Here is a 15,950-nt window from a genome sequence, read left to right as displayed (position 1 = left end):
GCACCGCCGCCTCCCGCAGCGCCGTCCCGCGCCCCCCGCCCGTCCGTCGCCGCCGAGTTCACCGTGCGGGCGGCACGCCGGGACGACGGTCCGGAACTCGCCGCGCTCTCCCGTCCGTTCGCCCGCACGGGGGAGCTGCGGGAGCGCCCGCTCTCCCTCTACCTCGCGCGGGCGGCCGACTTCCTCGTCGCCCAGGGGCCCGACGGCGCCCTCGAAGGCTGCCTCGGGCTGCGCGAACACGCCACCGCCGGGGTGCTGTACAACTTCTGCGTCGTCCCGCACCGCCAGGGATCGGGCATGGGCAGCCGTCTGCTGCAGGCGGCGACGGCCAGGGCCCGCAACCGCTCGCTCACGGCCCTGTTCACGGCGACGACCGGAAGCGGCCGCCTCTTCCTCCGCAACGGCTTCGCACCGGTCCGCCCGAGCCGGGCGCCGGCCGCGTGGGCGCGGTCCCTGGACCCGGGCCGCGACGCCCGCGTCCTGGCCCGCGCCCTGGAGGCGTGAGGGCCCCGCCAGGGGCCCGTGGTCACGGACGCGCGGCGTCGAGGATCGCGGGGAGGGCCGCCGTCAGCGCCCTCGCCCGGTCCTCGCCGATCGTCAGGGCGGGGGCCAGGCGTACGACCCCGGGCCCGGCCGCGTTCACGAGGAACCCGGCGTCCTGGGCCGCCCGCTGGACCCGCGCGGCGACCGGCTCGGTCAGCGCGACGCCCAGGAGCAGCCCCGCTCCCCGCACCTCGTGGACCGAAGGGTGCCCGAGCGCCTCGATGCCGTGCTTCAGCCGTTCGCCGAGCCAGGCGGCATGGGGGAGGAGCCCCTCCTTCTCGACGGTCTCCAGGACGGCCAGCGCGGCCGCGCACGCCACGGGGTTCCCCCCGAAGGTGGAGCCGTGCTGCCCGGGGCCGAGCAGGGCGGCGGCCGGGCCGAAGGCGACCGCGGCGCCGATCGGCAGCCCCCCGCCCAGCCCCTTCGCCAGCGTCACCACGTCCGGGTCCACGTCCTCCACCGCCTGGTGGGCGAACCAGTGCCCGGTGCGGCCGACCCCGGTCTGCACCTCGTCGAGCACGAGGAGGCTCCCGGACGCACGGGTGATCTCGCGCGCCGCCCGGAGGTATCCCGCGGGCGCGGGCACCACGCCCGCCTCGCCCTGCACCGGCTCGACGACCACCGCGGCCGTCCGCTCGGTGACGGCCGCGCGCAGGGCGGCCACGTCCCCGTACGGCACGTGCGAGACCTCGCCGGGCAGCGGCAGGAAGGGCTCGCGCTTCGCCGGCTGGCCGGTGAGGGCCAGCGCCCCCAGGGTCCGGCCGTGGAAGCCGCCCTGCGCCGCCACGACGTGCGGCCGCCCGGTCCTGCGGGCGATCTTGAAGGCGGCCTCGACGGCCTCCGCGCCGGAGTTGGCGAAGAAGACCCGGCCCGGCCGCCCGAGCAGGTCGAGCAGCCGCTCGGCGAGGGCGACGGCCGGCTCGGAGACGTACAGGTTCGACACATGGCCGAGCCGGGCGACCTGGGCGGAGACCGCGGCCACCACGGCGGGATGGGCGTGCCCCAGCGAGTTCACCGCGATCCCGCCGGTGAAGTCCGTGTAGACGCGCCCCGCCTCGTCCCAGACCAGGCTGCCCTCGCCGCGCACCAGGGCCAGCGGCGGCGTGCCGTACGTGTCCATCATGACGGCCTGCCAGCGCTCGGTCAGCGGGGCGGACGCACCGGCGGTCACGGGCGGACCTCCAGCCGGGCGGGGACGGCGGCCGGCTCGTCCGGGACGATCGTGGTTCCCCGGGCCTCCGCCGAGAACAGGCCGTGCAGCACCGCGTGCGGCTGCCGCCCGTCGAGGACCTGGGCCCGGCCCACGCCCGCCCGCACGGCCCGCAGGCAGCCCTCCATCTTCGGCACCATGCCGCTCGCGAGCCCCGGGAGCAGGACGCCCAGCTCCGCGGCGGTCAGACGCTCGATCACCTCGGTGCCGTGCGGCCAGTCCGCGTACAGCCCGTCGACGTCGGTGAGCACCACGAGCCGGTCGGCGCCGAGGGCGACCGCCAGGGCGGACGCGGCGAGGTCGGCGTTGACGTTGTACACCTGGCCGTCCGTGCCGCGCGCGATCGGGGAGACGACCGGGACGAGCCCCTCGTCCAGCATCGCCCGCACGGTCTCCGGCGACACGGCCACGATGTCGCCCACGAGGCCGATGTCCACGAGCCGCCCGTCCACCGACGCCGGGCGCCGTACGGCCGTCAGCAGCTCGGCGTCCTCGCCCGACAGTCCCACGGCGAACCGGCCGTGGGCGTTGAGCACGCCGACGAGCTCCCGCTGGATCCGGCCGGTCAGGACCATCCGGACCACGTCCATGGTCTCCGGCGTGGTCACCCTCATCCCCGCCTCGAAGCGGACCTCCAGGCCGAGGCGGTCGAGCATCGCGCTGATCTGCGGGCCGCCGCCGTGCACCACGACCGGCAGGAGGCCCGCCTGCCGCAGCTCCACGACGTCGCGCGCGAACGCCTCCAGGAGCGCCCCGTCCACCATGGCGTTGCCGCCGAACTTCACCACGACCGTGCGGCCCCGGAGGGCCTCGCGCAGGTCCGGCCGTGTCTCCACCCCGACCCCGCTCACGAGCTGTAGGCGCTGTTCTCGTGGACGTACTCGGCCGTGAGGTCGTTGGTCCACAGGACCGCCGACTCGTCACCGGAGCGCAGGTCGACGGTGACGGTGACGCGGCGCCCCGTCAGGTCCACCCCGTCCCGCGGCTCCCCGGCCGCGCCGTCCCGGCAGACCCAGACGCCGTTGATGGCCACGTCGAGACGGTCGGGGTCGAAGACGGCGTCGGTCGTGCCGATCGCCGAGAGCACCCGGCCCCAGTTGGGGTCCTCGCCGTGCAGCGCGCACTTGAGCAGGTTGTTCCGCGCCACCGAGCGGCCCACCGTCACGGCGTCCCGCTCCGAGGCGGCGCCGACCACCGCCACCTCGATCTCCTTGGACGCCCCTTCGGCGTCCGCGACCAGCTGCCGTGCCAGGTCGAGGCAGACGGCGTGCACGGCCTCGGCGAACTCCCGGGGCTCCGGGGCGGTGCGCGACGCTCCCGAGGCGAGCAGCAGCACGGTGTCGTTGGTGGACATGCAGCCGTCCGAGTCCACCCGGTCGAAGGTCGTGCGCACGGCGGAGCGCAGCGCGGAGTCGAGCAGCGCGCCGTCCGCGTCGGCGTCCGTGGTGAGGACCACCAGCATGGTGGCGAGCCCGGGCGCGAGCATGCCCGCGCCCTTCGCCATGCCGCCGACCGTCCAGCCGGACCGGGAGACGGCCGCGGTCTTGTGCACCGAGTCCGTCGTCCTGATGGCGACGGCCGCGTCCGTGCCGCCGTCGGACGACAGGGCGCGCGCCGCGGCCTCGATGCCGGACACGACGCGGTCCATGGGCAGTCCGACGCCGATCAGGCCGGTGGAGCAGACGGCGACCTCCTCCGCCTCCCCGCCCGTCGCGCCCGCCGTGCGCTTCGCCATCGTCCGGGCGTCGTAGACACCGGCCGGGCCCGTACAGGCGTTGGCGCCACCGGAGTTGAGGACGACGGCGGTGACGCGGCCGTCGGCGAGCACGCGCCGGGACCAGCGGACGGGCGCCGCCTGGACGCGGTTGGAGGTGAAGACGCCGGCGGCGGCGCGGGACGGGCCCTGGTTCACCACCAGGGCGAGGTCGGGATCACCGGATTCCTTGATCCCGGCGGCGACACCGCTCGCAAGGAATCCCCGGGCAGCGGTCACGGTCACTGTGCCTCTCCGTTCGCTTCTCCGCCCGCGCAGCGCAGAGGTGCGGGCTTCGTTGTCATCTGCGGACCGGCGGCTGCGCGAGCTCCCCCGGCTACCGCCGGGAGGTGCCCCCGGCTCACGGAGCCACTCCGTTCGTGGGCAGGCCCAGCCGTTCCGGCAGGCCGAGGGCGACGTTCATGCTCTGCACCGCGCCACCGGCGGTGCCCTTGGTCAGGTTGTCGATCGCGCTCACGCAGACGAGCCGGTGCGCCGCGGGGTCCACGGCGACCTGCACGTGCGCCGTGTTGGATCCGGTCACCGAGGCCGTGGAGGGCCACCGGCCGGGTGGCAGCAGCCGGACGAACGGCTCGTCGGCGTAGGCCGCTTCGAAGACCGCGCGCACCTCCTCCTCGCGCACCGGCGCGTCCGCCCGGAGCCGGGCCGAGCAGGTGGCGAGGATGCCGCGCGGCATGGGGGCGAGCGTCGGGGTGAAGGAGACGGTCACGCGTTCGCCGGCGACCCGGGAGAGGTTCTGCGTCAGCTCGGGTGTGTGCCGGTGGCCGCCGCCGACCCCGTACGGGCTCATCGAGCCCATCACCTCGGAGCCGAGGAGGTGGGGCCGGAGCGACCGGCCGGCTCCGGACGTGCCACTGGCCGCGACGATCACGGCCTCGGGTTCCACCAGCCGTGCCGCGTGGGCGGGGAACAGCGCGAGGGTGGCCGCGGTCGGGTAGCAGCCGGGCACGGCGACGCGGGTGGTTCCCTTCAACTCCGCGCGGGCGCCGGGGAGTTCCGGCAGGCCGTACGGCCAGGTGCCCGCGTGCTCGGTGCCGTAGAACCGCTGCCAGTCGGCCGGATCGCGCAGGCGGAAGTCCGCCCCGCAGTCCACGACCAGGGTGGACGGGTCCAACGCGCCGGCCAGCGAGCCCGAACGGCCGTGCGGCAGGGCGAGGAAGACCACGTCGTGGCCGCGCAGCACGGCCGCCGTCGTCTCCTCCAGGAGCCGGTCGGCGAGGCCGTCCAGCTGGGGCTGTACCTCGCCGAGCCTCCGGCCGGCGCTGCCGTGGCCGGTCACCGCGCCGAGCTCCACCCCGGGGTGCGAGGCGAGCAGGCGCAGGATCTCTCCGCCGGCGTAGCCGCTGGCTCCGGCCACCGCGACCCGTAAGGCCATCTTCGTCCGTCTCCTGTGTCGGGGGATCCGGTGGCGCATCCGCGAGGCGCCCCAATTGAGGTAAGGCTAACCTTACTTGGGGTCCGGTGTCACGCCCTCGCGTCCACCTCGCGCGCGGGGTGGCGGTGGATCCGGCCGCGGGCGGCGAGTTCCAGGGTCAGGGCGATGGCGAGCGCCTCGACGGCGAGCAGGGCGACGAGGACGAAGAGCTGGACCGCGCCGGCCGTGACGGGGGAGGCACCGCCGAGGAGCATCCCGACGAAGGCTCCCGGCAGCGTCACCAGGCCGACGGTGCGGGTCTGGTCCAGGGCGGGCAGCAGCGCGTCCGAGGCGGCGGCGCGGGCCACTTCGAGCCGCGCCTCCCGCTCCGGGAGGCCGAGCGCGAGACCGGCCTCGACCTCGCCGTGCCGCTGGTCGAGTTCGTCCAGCGCGCGGCGCCCGGCGAGGACCGTCGCGGTCAGCGCGCCGCCGATGAGGATGCCGGCCACCGGAATGACGGCGATGCCGGGCACGGTCAGGAGTCCCGCCGCGACGAGCCCGGCGACGGTGGGCACCACCGGGGCCGCGATGGGCAGGGCCGCCCACCACCAGGTCCCGTTCCCGGTGATGCGGCGGCCGGCGGTGCGGGTGGCGACGGAGAGCATCAGGAGGAGGAAGCCGATCAGTCCCGCGGTGCGGTGGACGGCCCAGCCGATCACCGCGGACACCACGGCGAGCTGCGCCGCCGCCCGCAGCCCGGCCGTCACGATCTCGCGGGCCCGCCCGGCCGATCCGTCCGGGGACAGCCGGAACAGCGCCACCGCCCCGGTGGCCACGAGGAGCAGGACGACGAGGGCCACGGCGAGCGACGAGTCGACGGGCAGCAGGGTTTCGGCGGCGAGAGGCATGCGACATCGCTACCCCGCGGGGCGGGCGGCCTCGCTCAGGCGGACAGGTGGGAGTGGGCGGCCCGCCGGGCGGCCGTCAGGACGGCGTGGATCTGGAGCCCGACCTGGTCGACCTCGGTGATCGCGGTGGGGAACGGCAGCCGTACGTCGTGGTGCGTGGTGGCGTGTTCGAGGCGCAGGGTGATGCCGTAGCGGTCGATCGCGAGGGGCAGGGCGCGTTCGAGGCCGTGCGTGAGGCCCGGATCGGCGAGGCGCAGCAGCCGGGTGACCAGATCGGGATGGTCGGCGGAGAGGTGGTGCAGCATGGCCGCCTCGCAGCCCGCGAGGGGGTCGGTCTCCGCTGTCTCCAGCTGGGCCAGGGGGACGTACGCGCGGCCCCCGGCGTCTTCGAGGACGGCCTGGCCGAGCTGTACGCAGGTGCTCCCGTCGGTCTCCGCGAGGTACGGGGCCGCCACGAGACCCGTGAGGGTCACGCGGGCGCGCAGCCGGTCGCGTACGGGCGCGGGCGCGATGTCGGTGAGCTCCACGCGGATCGGGACGCGGGGCGTCCGGTCGCCGGAACCGAGGTCGTCGGAGGGCTCGTGGAGGTGGATGCGGCCCATCGCGGCCGCGCCGTCGAGGCTGTGGATCTCGTGGCGCCGGCCGTCGGCGACGACGGTCATGGAGTGGGCCACCGTGATGATCGACCGCATCCGCTCGGCGGGCGTCGGACCCGTGGCGCGGGTGGTGCGGGTGGTGTGGAGGCGCATGGGTACTCCAGGGGCGTCGCGGAGGCAGCTACTTAGGCAAGCCTAACCTAACCGCAATCGGGGTGGGGTGGAAGCCCCGATCCGGTGCGCGGCGCGCAGCCGTCCCGGCCGGGCGAGCCGGCGATCGCCCGGGCCGACGGACCGTCAGGAGGGCTCGCGCAGCAGCCGCTCCAGATCGCCCAGGAGCCGCAGGGCGTCCGCGCGATGGCCCGCCCCCAGGGCCGACGCGGGCCGGGCGGCGTCGGCCCGGGACGCGTACGCGCCGTCGGCGAGGGCGGCCATGCGCAGGGCCGCGGCGGCCTGGCGGGCGAACATCGCGAGCAGGTCCAGCTCCTGGAGCCCGGAACGCGCCTGCGGCGACGGATCGAGGACCTCCAGGACGCCCAGTACCCGGCCGTCGCTGATCAGCGGGGCGGCCATCAGCGCGTTCGGCACGTACGCGGTGGACTCGGCCAGCTCCCGGTCGAAGGAGGCGCTGGTCGCCAGGTCGTCCACCACCATCGGCTCCCCGGAGGCCGCCACCCAGCCGGCGATGCCGCGCCCCGCCGGGAAGCGGCGGCCCACCAGGAACTCCTCGCCCTGGCCGGAGACCGCCTGGAAGACCAGCTCGTCGGCGTCCTCGTCGAGCAGGAACACCGAGCCGGCCGCCGCGCCGAAGATCGCCCGGGCGACGTCGACCACGGACTGGAGCAGATCGCGGCGCAGCGCGTCCAGCGGGGGATCAGTGCGAGTGTTCATGGCGGGCCTCTCCTGCCGGGACGGGACCCCGCGGCGCCGTGCGCACATTGGCCGCGGAGAGGTACAGGGCGTTCTTGAGCTGGAAGGCCGTCATCCTCGGGTGGGCCGAGAGGATGCGGGCGCACAGCCCGGTGATGTACGGGGTCGCGAAGCTGTTCCCGGTGGTGCGGATGGAGCGGCCGCCCAGCCACGGGACGGTCACGTTCTGCCCCGGGGCGAAGAACTCCACCGGCGGCGACGGGTTGTAGAGGTGCAGCCCGGGGTCGTCCTCCTGGTGGCTGCCGACGGAGACGACCGAGGCGAACCGCCAGGGGAAGCTCTCCACGGGCGAGTTGTGCGCGGAGGCGACGATCACCGTCCGGGAGAAGTAGGCGTGGTCGGCCAGCCGGTGGAGCTCCTCGGCGAAGCGCGCCCGGGTGGTGGACAGGCTCAGGTTCACCAGGTCGAAGCCCTGCTCGACCGCCCAGCGCAGACCGGCGAGCATGACGTCGCCCGTTCCGGAGAAGCGCTCGCCGAGGACCCGGACGCTGTACAGCTCGCACTCCGGCGCCGTGCGGCGGATGATCCCCGCGCACGCGGTGCCGTGGCCGCAGCTGTCCCCGGTGTCCGTGGGCCGGACCTCGACGGCGTCGCCCGCCGGGTCCTTGACCACCACCCACGAGCCCTGCACGGGGCCGACGTCCGGGTGGTCGCGCTCGACTCCGGAGTCGACGACGCACACCCGCACCCCCCGTCCCGTCCCGGTCACCGCCGGACCGGAAGGCGCCGGACCGAGGTCCGCCTCCACCGGTACGTCGTCGGGGCCGCGGCCCCGCAGGCTCCAGGTGAGGCCGCCGCCCCGCGCGGTGTCGGCCGTCGTCATCGGCGCCCGCTCCTCTCGTCCGTCCCGGCGCCCGTGAGGCCCGCCAGGAAGCGTCGCGCCTCGCGCGCACCGCGCGCGTGGCCCTTGTCCGTGAACCGTTCCACCGCCGACCACGCCGACTGCCCGGCCTCGCCCGGCAGTCCGAGGGCCGCCAGGGTGCGGGCCCGGTCCAGGGCCGCGGTGGCCCGGACCAGGGGGGAGTCGGTGAGCTCGGCGGTCCGCACGGCCGTGTCCGCCTGCCGCCGGGCCTCCTCGGCGTCACCGCCGCGGGCGGCGAGCCGGGCCCGGAGCCCGGCCAGCTCCACCACGTCCGCGCGCGGCAGCCGCCGCCCGTCCGCCAGACCGTCGAGCCAGCGCTCGGCCGACACCCGCCGGTTCATGTCCAGGGCCAGCCGGGCCGCGTCCAGGGCGATCGCCTGGCGGAAGCCGGCGGCCCCCAGCGCGGCCGCCGTCGCGTCGGCCTCCCCGAGCAGGGCCAGCGCCCGCCCCCGGTGGCCGAGCAGCGCCTCCGCGGTCGCCCGGAAGACCGGCAGGAACACGCCGACCTCCGCGTAGTCCAGCTCCGCCGCGAGCCGCTCCGCCTCCGCGAACGCCGCCCGCGCGTCGGCGGGGCGGCCCCGGAGCGCGTACAGCACCGCGAGCGGGCAGTTGAGGGTGACGCGCACGGTGGGCCGGCCGGTGCCGTGCTCGGCGAGCAGCGCCCGGCACCGGGCCAGCGCCGTCTCCACCGGCTCCGGGCCGCGCCACAGCGAGACGCCGATCGCGCCCAGGGTGGCGGCCCGCTCCGGTTCCGCCTCCGCCTCGGCGGCGTGCGCGAGCGCCCGTACGAGGTCGCGGTCGGCCTCCGCGTGCCGGCCGGCCTGCTGCAGCTGCTGGGCGAGCCGCAGCCGGGCCCGGGCCTGGCCGACGGAGTCCGCCGCCGCCTCGAAGACCGGCAGCACCCGGCGGGCCGTCGCCACCACGCCGCCGCCCGCCGGGTCGAGGACCGCGAGCGCGAGGCGGGCGTGCGCGGACTCGACGGCCGGACCGTCCGCGTCGAGCACCTCGCGCAGCAGCGCCGCGCCCTCGTCGGCCTGCCCCTGCGCCAGGCGCACCTCGCCGAGCCGGCGCAGGGCCGACAGCCGGGCCGGCGCGCCGGGCGCGAGCAGCTCCACGGCCCGCCGCAGCAGGCTCTCCGCCCAGTGCAGGTCGGACCGGGAGAGCGCCTGCGCGCCGGCCTCGCCCAGCGCCTCGGCGGCGCGCTCCCCGAGCCGCGCGGTCCGCTCGTCCAGGAGGCCGAGCTCCACGCGGTAGCGGTGGGCGCGCTCCAGATGGCCGCCGACCGCGCCGGGGCCCGCGGCCAGGACGCTCGGCAGCTCCGCCGCCCACTCGTGGCGGTCCGCCTTGGCGCGCTTGGACAGCGAGGCGTAGGCGACCTCGTGGACCAGACCGCCGCTGAAACGGTGCAGCCCCGGCTTGCCGGGCGACGGCTCGACGAGCCGCCGCCGCCCGAGCCGGGCCAGCGTCCCGACGACCCCGCCGTCGACGTCCGCCGGGGCCCCCGCGGCGGCCCGCGCCGTCGCGTGCAGCCGGACCAGGTCGGCGCTGGTGAACTCCCGCCCGACCACCGACGCCAGGTCGAGCACCGTCCGCTCGACCGGGTCCAGCGCGCCGATCCTCGCCCCGAGCAGTGCCTGGAGGGTCGGCGGCAGGTACCGCTCCGCCTCCCCCTCCGCGCCCTGGGGGACCAACAGCTGCTCCAGGAAGAGCGGGTTGCCCTCGGCCCGGGCGACCAGCTCCGGCGGCGGAACGTCCGCGTCCGCGCCCGCCAGCTCGCGGGCGAGCCGTGCCGTCTCGGGTCCGGGCAGCCCGGACAGACGCAGCGTCTCCACCCGGTCCCCGTGCTGCCCTGGGGGCGGGGCGGCGCCGTCGGGACGGACCAGACGGACGGTCAGGACCCGGGTGCGGCCGAGCAGCGCGTGCAGCCGGTCCAGGGTCCGCACGAGGAGCGGCGCGGCCCACTGCCAGTCGTCGAGCACGAGCAGCACCGGCCGGCTCCGCGCCGCCCACCGCAGCACCACGGCGAGCGCCGCGCACAGGTCCTCCAGCGAGGCGTTCGGCGTCCCGTCCCGCAGCAGACCGTTCCGCAACAGCGCCAGCGCGTCCCGCGGGGGCCGGCCGTCGGCCGCGGCCGCCGGGGCACCGCGCGGCGGACGGTCCACGGGCGCGCCCGACGCCACCGGACCGCCCCGCCGGTGGCGGTCCGCGGCGGCGGGCAGGGCCGTGACGGTGCCGTACGGGAGAGGGCGCGTCGAGGTGCCGCGCGGGGGGTGGTTCGCGGGGGCGGGGGCCGCCGCCGGGACGCCGTGCGGCGGGTGGTCCGCCGGGGCGGCGACGACCGTCGGGGTGCTGCGCGTGTGACGGTCCGTGGAGGCGGGTGACGTCGTCGGGGTGTCGTACGGGAAGAGGCCCCCGGTCGCCTGCGCCGCCGTCGGGGTGCTGCGCGTGTGACGGTCCGTGGAGGCGGGTGACGTCGTCGGGGTGTCGTACGGGAAGAGGCCCCCGGTCGCCCGCGACGCCGTCGGGACGCCCTGCGGCGGGTGGTCCGCCGGGGCGGCCACGGCCGTCGGGGCGTCGTACGCGAGGTGGCCCCCGGTCGCCCACGCCGGCGGCGCGGTGGGGTGCGGGGCCTCGTCCGGTGGCCCCGGCACGCTCGCCAGGATCTCGCGGACCGCGTCGGCCAGCGGCGTCAGGCTGCCGTGTTCGCCGTAGCTGCGGCACCGGCCGGAGCCGTGGGCGAGCGGGCCCCGGGCGAGGCGGTCGTCGCGCCACTCCCGTACCAGCCGGGTCTTCCCCACCCCCGCCTCGCCGACCAGCAGCAGCGCCGCGGCGCCGGCCTCGGTGTCGTCGAGGGCCCGGTCGAGGGCGGCCCGCTCGGCTTCGCGGCCGATGAACGGCACGTCGAAGCGGCGCAGCAGCTCGGGGTCGTCCGTGCCGAGCGCGAGCAGCCGGTGGGCCCGTACCGGCTCGGTCTTGCCGTGCAGCGCGAGCGGGCCGACCTCCTCGACCACCGCCGTGGGGCCCGCCGCGAGGAGGGTCTCCGGGCCGACCAGGATCTCCCCGGGCGCGGCGTTCTGTTCGAGCCGGGCGGCGACGTTGACCGTCTCGCCCGACACCAGCGCCTGCCGGGCGGTGGAACGCGCCGCGGCGACGACCTGGCCGGTGTTGACGCCGATGCGGATGTTCAGCCGGATCCCGAGCGTCGCCTCCAGCTCGGCGTTGAGCCCCGCGAGCGCCTCCCGCATGCCGAGGGCCGCGCCGAGCGCCCGGCGGGCGTCGTCCTCCTGGACGGTGGGCACGCCGAACACCGCCATCACCGCGTCCCCGATGAACTTCTCCGGCGTGCCGCCCCGCACCTCGATCTGTTCGCTCATCAGCCCGAAGTACCGCAGGGTGACCACGCGCAGCGTCTCGGGGTCGAGCGTCCCGGAGAGCGCCGTGGAGCCGACCAGGTCGCAGAAGAGCACCGTCACCGGCTTGCGCTCGTCCTCGGGGCCCACCAGGGGCGCGGGCCGGGCGGTCCCGCAGTTCGCGCAGAACCTGGCCTCGGGGGGCAGGGCCTGACGGCAGGTCGGGCAGGGCATCGGGTCTTCCTTCCGGCGGGGCCCGTCGGGGCCGGTGCGCGACCCGCGTCGCGGGGCCGCGCACCGGCCGGTGGGCCGGGGTGGGCACGGACCGTCCGGCCGGCTACGGGCTGCCGGCCGCCGGCCGGACCGGCGCGGACGGACACCGTGACGCGTCGCGCGTGGCGCGTCTCAGAACAGGGCGCCGCCGGCGAACTCGCCGTGGGCCTCGACCTCGGGCCCCAGCGCGTCCAGCCGGTCCTTGACGTCGAGCAGGACGGCGAGTTCCTCGGGCGTCAGCTCGGTCAGCACCTGCCGCTGCTCCTCGGTGAGCAGATCGATGGCGAAGCCCGCGCGGTACAGCGTGTCGAGCATGTCGGGTGGCTCTCTCATGGAAGACCTCTCGTCGGAGCGGACCGTCCGGTCTCCCGTCCCGGCAGGACCGCCGGGGCGGGGCGCCCGAGCCGGACGAACAACCGGGTGAGCGCGTCCAGGGTGTGCAGTGCGCTGACCGTCACGGCGGACTCGTGCGCACGGCCGAGCGGCAGGGCGTCGAGGAGGGCGTACACCTCGGCCACGTGCCCGGTGTCGAGCCGGGCGTGGGCGCGGACGGTACGGAAGGCGGCGGCCGGCAGGCCGGTGTGCCCGGCGAGGTACGGGACGAGATCCGGCTCGGGGGCGTGGCCCTCCAGGACGGCCACGTAGCCGAGCAGGGCCACCGGGTGGTGGTGCTCGATCCAGTAGTACTGGGCGCCGGCCAGCGCGGCGGCGTCCGGCGGCGGCACGGAGCCGAGGAAGGCACCGGGGTCCTCCCCGGCGGCCGCCAGGTCCCGGAGCAGCCAGGCGTCGTGCCCCGCCTCCTCCCGGGCATGGTGCTCCAGGTGGTCGGCGAGCGGTCCGCCGAGCGGATCGCCCTCCCCGGCCAGCGCCCGGGCCCGCCCGGCGGCCCGCAGCAGCAGCGGGACGGAGGCGCGGATGACGGTGTGCATGGCGTGGAGGTAGGCGAGGTACCGCTCCCGGAGCCCCTCGGGCCGCCACAGCGCGCCCGCCGCCCCGCGCAGCGCCGGCTCGGCGAGCGCGAGCCGCGCCCGCAGGCGGTCCGAGGCGGACGGCGGGGAGGACGAGGGGACGGACGAGGGGGAGGAAGAAAGGGTGGACGACGGGGCGGCGGTTCCGGTGCCGGTGCCGGTGCCGGTCACAGGGACGCCTCCGCCGTCGTCGGGCCCTGCCCGGAGGCACCGAGGGGAACGGGCCCGGCGGGGCGGGAGGTCCGGGGGAGTACCCAGGGGGCGTAGGGGGCGCAGCCGTAGTGGCGTACGAGTTCCACCGGGCCCCGCTCGGCGCGCCGCCGGGCGACCGTGAGGTCGAGGAGCGCGCCCGCCGGGCCGGAGGCGTCGGCCGCCGCGCCGGCGGCGACCTCGGGGCGGTCGGCGAACCCCCGGCACTCGGTGCACGGGGAGGCCGCCGGAGCCGCGTCCGGCAGATGGCGCTCGCGCAGCGCGGGGGCGCCCATCGCGCGGACCAGGCGGAGCAGCGGTGAGCCCAGGGTCCGGGCGCGCACGGCGGCCCAGTCGTCGTGCGCGAGGTGGCCGAGCGTCAGATGGGCCGGGGCGGGCCGCCGGTCCACGACCTCCTGGTTGCAGCAGGCGAGGACCGTGCCGTCGAAGGCCACCACCGGCCAGGCCGCCATCGCGCAGGGCGCCGGGGGCGCGGCGGCGGCCCGGTACCGTGCCGGGCGGGCCGGGCCCGCCCAGGACGCCGCCCTGCCGACCGCGCGCACCTCGTTGACCAGCGCCGGGACTGTACCGTCGAACTCCCGGTCGATCGCGCGGGTGACGTCGGCGAGGTAGGGGTCGTCGGGGCCGTCCCCGGTGAGGTGGAGGCTGACGGCGGGGCCCGCCTCCCGGATCTCCCGCAGCGCGCGGAAGACGGCGGAGCGCGGCACCTCCCGCTCGTGGTGGACGTCCAGGCTGGCCGAGAAGTGGTCCACCGAGGCGAGGGCCCGCAGGACGGAGGCCGGTACGACACCGGACCCGGCCCCGGACGCGGACGCGGGCCGGGTCCCCGCGCGGGCGAAGAACATGCCGCTGAGCACCGCCGTCCGGGTCCCCGCCGCGCGCGCGGACGCGCTGAGGTCGGCCACCAGGCGGGGGAGGAGGAGCGGTTCGCCACCGGTCAGCATCATGACCTCGGGCCGGTCGTCCGGGCCGAAGGAGGCGACGAAGCGCCGCAGCAGGCCCGGCTCCGGCCGCTCGCGGGTCTCGGGCGCGGAGCCGGTCGAGCAGTGCGCGCAGCGCAGGGGGCACTGCCGGGTGAGCGTGAGCAGCAGCCCGGCGGCGGGCACGGGACGCAGGCCGATCAGTTCGGCGAGTTCCATCGGGCCTCCCTACGGCGACGTGGGCCCGCGGGGCCGTGGAAGGCCGTGCGGGCCGTGGAGGGCCGCCCGCGGGGGCCCGCCCAGCCTCGCGCGGGGCGGTAGGGCGGCGCCCCGGGGACGGTTCGCCATCGGTATGCCCGCAGGCCGGCCGGGTTCCGCGGGGCCGCCGCGGCGGCGCGGACGCGGTCCGGCGGCGCCGTGCGCTGGCGCCATACCGAGGCCATACCGGCGCCGGGGCGTCCCCGGGGCCGGCCGTCCTAACTTTCTCGGCGACGGCAGGCGAGAGCCCGCCGCCGACCGGAGCGCGAGGCTCAAGCGGCGCGCGACGCTCAACCGGCGCAACCGGGTCGACCGGCCCACCCGGGTCAACCGACCCGACCGACTCTCGACGGATGGAGACAGCCATGTCCGAGAACACGCAGCCGACCGAGGAGACCCCCGAGGTCGAGGCCCACAGCATGGTCGGCGAGAACGCCACCGCCCCGGAGGCGTTCGACGACGCCGCCGAGATCATCTGCGGTGTCTACGACAAGGAAGTCCAGGCCTGACGCCTGCGGCACTCCTTGATCAGGCCGGCCCGGTGGGTCTTCCCCGACGGGCCGGCCTCGTCCCCCGTAGCTCCCGGAGATGAGGAGGTGGACATGACCCTGCGCGTCCTTCAGGGACAGTCCGGAGTGTGGTGCCAGGGCGCCGGCGGGACCCTGCTGCTGCCGTTCGCGTACGCGGTGGACGGGCGGCTGACCGAGCAGGGGCACGCCGAGGTCGTCCGGGCCGGCATCGCCGAGCAGCGCCCGCGCAGCCGCTACAGCCTGACGGTCGTCACGGCCACCGACTGCAACCTCGGCTGCCCGTACTGCTTCCAGAACACCGCGCCGGCCGCCCCCGGCCGCTTCGACCCGCCCCGCATCCCGCGCGCCGTCCTCGACGACGCGACCATCGAACGGATCGCGGACTTCACCGGCACCAGGATGGAGCGGGCCGGACTCGACCGGCTCTTCGTGCTGCTCTTCGGCGGCGAACCGCTCCTCAACCCCGCCGCCTGCCGCGCACTGCTCACCCGCCTCGGACGGCAGGCGCCGCTCACCGCCTCGATGGTCACCAACGGAGTCCTGCTCACCCCGGCCCTCGCCCGCGACCTCGGCGCCCTCGGCCTGCGGTCCGCGCAGATCACCCTCGACGGGCCGCGCGAACTCCACGACGGGCTGCGCACCACCCGCGCGGGCCGCGGCACCTTCGACCGGATCGTCGACAACCTCGCCGCCGCCCAGCGGACCACCGACCTGCGCTTCACCCTCCGGGTCAACACCACGGCCGAGGTGCTGCCCCGGCTGCCGGAGCTGGCCGCGCACCTCGCCGAGCGGCTCGACGCCTCCCGCTGCGTCTTCGACGTCGCGCCCGTCCTCAACTACGCGGGCCTGTACGACGCCGGCATCGGCAACACGGACGCCGAGCTCACCGCGGTGCTGCGCGGCTACGCCACCGCCCTCGACCTCGGCTTCGAGGTCGGCTGGCCCGGCCGGGGAGCCTGCGGCTTCTGCACCGAACGGGACGGCACGACGGGCGCGGTCGTCAACGCCGACGGCACCCTCTACAGCTGCTGGGAGACGATCGGCAAGCCCGGATACGAGGTCGGCACCCTCGACGGGGGCTACGGCGACTACCCGGACCACGCCTGGGTCAGCTGCTCCGAGTTCGCCGCCGGGGAGTCCGGTTCGGGCACCGCCGGCTTCGCCGACCGGATCGCCGTCGGCCTCATGGAGCTGCTGCGCGAGCGTCGCCGCCGGACGGCCGGCGCCCCCGGTACGGCCCCGGAACCGGCGGGTGCGCGGTGAC

General features: G+C 76.9%; 15 protein-coding genes. 3 read left to right on the top strand and 12 right to left on the bottom strand.

The window, feature by feature from the left end:
• Positions 1–63 precede the first annotated feature (63 nt).
• On the top strand, positions 64–504 hold the full coding sequence (locus AB0E19_RS05060; protein ID WP_362173800.1) for a GNAT family N-acetyltransferase: 441 nt from the start codon (positions 64–66) through the stop codon (positions 502–504).
• A 22-nt stretch (positions 505–526) separates the two neighbouring features.
• Here AB0E19_RS05060 and AB0E19_RS05055 read toward each other — a convergent pair whose 3' ends face one another.
• From AB0E19_RS05055 to AB0E19_RS05000, 12 genes are all read right to left on the bottom strand, one after another.
• Positions 527–1,714: an acetylornithine transaminase gene (locus AB0E19_RS05055; protein ID WP_362173416.1), complete on the bottom strand. Its 1,188-nt coding sequence runs from the start codon at positions 1,712–1,714 to the stop codon at positions 527–529.
• Complete coding sequence (gene argB / locus AB0E19_RS05050; protein ID WP_362173413.1) at positions 1,711–2,589, bottom strand: acetylglutamate kinase; 879 nt, start codon at positions 2,587–2,589, stop codon at positions 1,711–1,713. The genes AB0E19_RS05055 and argB overlap by 4 nt, the downstream gene beginning before the upstream one ends.
• Before the next feature lie 11 nt (positions 2,590–2,600).
• Positions 2,601–3,752 carry a bifunctional glutamate N-acetyltransferase/amino-acid acetyltransferase ArgJ gene (gene argJ / locus AB0E19_RS05045; RefSeq protein WP_362173410.1) on the bottom strand — a complete coding sequence of 384 codons (1,152 nt, stop codon included), beginning with the start codon at positions 3,750–3,752 and terminating at the stop codon, positions 2,601–2,603.
• A gap of 115 nt (positions 3,753–3,867) precedes the next feature.
• A complete protein-coding gene (argC, locus tag AB0E19_RS05040; RefSeq protein WP_362173407.1) occupies positions 3,868–4,902 on the bottom strand; it encodes an N-acetyl-gamma-glutamyl-phosphate reductase in 1,035 nt (344 codons plus the stop codon).
• A gap of 89 nt (positions 4,903–4,991) precedes the next feature.
• Positions 4,992–5,789 (bottom strand): ABC transporter permease, encoded by a 798-nt coding sequence (locus AB0E19_RS05035; RefSeq protein ID WP_362173404.1) that lies wholly within the window; start codon positions 5,787–5,789, stop codon positions 4,992–4,994.
• 35 nt (positions 5,790–5,824) lie between these two features.
• Entirely contained in the window at positions 5,825–6,538 is a 714-nt protein-coding gene (locus tag AB0E19_RS05030) for a DUF2470 domain-containing protein (RefSeq protein ID WP_362173401.1), read from the bottom strand.
• A 144-nt stretch (positions 6,539–6,682) separates the two neighbouring features.
• Positions 6,683–7,276, bottom strand: coding sequence for a GAF domain-containing protein (locus AB0E19_RS05025; RefSeq protein WP_362173398.1), 594 nt, complete (start codon positions 7,274–7,276; stop codon positions 6,683–6,685).
• Positions 7,260–8,138 carry a S8 family serine peptidase gene (locus AB0E19_RS05020; protein WP_362173395.1) on the bottom strand — a complete coding sequence of 293 codons (879 nt, stop codon included), beginning with the start codon at positions 8,136–8,138 and terminating at the stop codon, positions 7,260–7,262. Before AB0E19_RS05020 ends, AB0E19_RS05025 begins: the two co-directional genes overlap by 17 nt.
• The gene (locus AB0E19_RS05015; RefSeq protein ID WP_362173393.1) at positions 8,135–11,761 is read right to left on the bottom strand and encodes an adenylate/guanylate cyclase domain-containing protein; all 3,627 of its coding nucleotides are present in this window, start codon (positions 11,759–11,761) and stop codon (positions 8,135–8,137) included. Before AB0E19_RS05015 ends, AB0E19_RS05020 begins: the two co-directional genes overlap by 4 nt.
• A gap of 171 nt (positions 11,762–11,932) precedes the next feature.
• The gene (locus tag AB0E19_RS05010) at positions 11,933–12,133 is read right to left on the bottom strand and encodes an aroma-sacti cluster domain-containing protein (RefSeq protein WP_362173390.1); all 201 of its coding nucleotides are present in this window, start codon (positions 12,131–12,133) and stop codon (positions 11,933–11,935) included.
• Positions 12,130–12,834 (bottom strand): iron-containing redox enzyme family protein, encoded by a 705-nt coding sequence (locus tag AB0E19_RS05005; RefSeq protein ID WP_362173797.1) that lies wholly within the window; start codon positions 12,832–12,834, stop codon positions 12,130–12,132. Before AB0E19_RS05005 ends, AB0E19_RS05010 begins: the two co-directional genes overlap by 4 nt.
• Before the next feature lie 101 nt (positions 12,835–12,935).
• On the bottom strand, positions 12,936–14,117 hold the full coding sequence (locus AB0E19_RS05000) for a radical SAM protein (RefSeq protein ID WP_362173387.1): 1,182 nt from the start codon (positions 14,115–14,117) through the stop codon (positions 12,936–12,938).
• Between the two features lie 404 nt (positions 14,118–14,521).
• Between AB0E19_RS05000 and AB0E19_RS04995 the strand changes: the two genes are divergently transcribed.
• A complete protein-coding gene (locus tag AB0E19_RS04995; protein WP_169091883.1) occupies positions 14,522–14,665 on the top strand; it encodes a hypothetical protein in 144 nt (47 codons plus the stop codon).
• 93 nt (positions 14,666–14,758) lie between these two features.
• On the top strand, positions 14,759–15,949 hold the full coding sequence (locus AB0E19_RS04990; RefSeq protein WP_362173383.1) for a radical SAM protein: 1,191 nt from the start codon (positions 14,759–14,761) through the stop codon (positions 15,947–15,949).
• Position 15,950 lies beyond the last annotated feature (1 nt).

Source organism: Streptomyces sp. NPDC047974 (assembly GCF_040653375.1).
Taxonomy (GTDB): Bacteria; Actinomycetota; Actinomycetes; order Streptomycetales; family Streptomycetaceae; genus Streptomyces.
The sequence above is the reverse complement of the archived record's forward strand: the minus strand, read 5'-3'. Positions and strand labels throughout refer to the sequence as shown.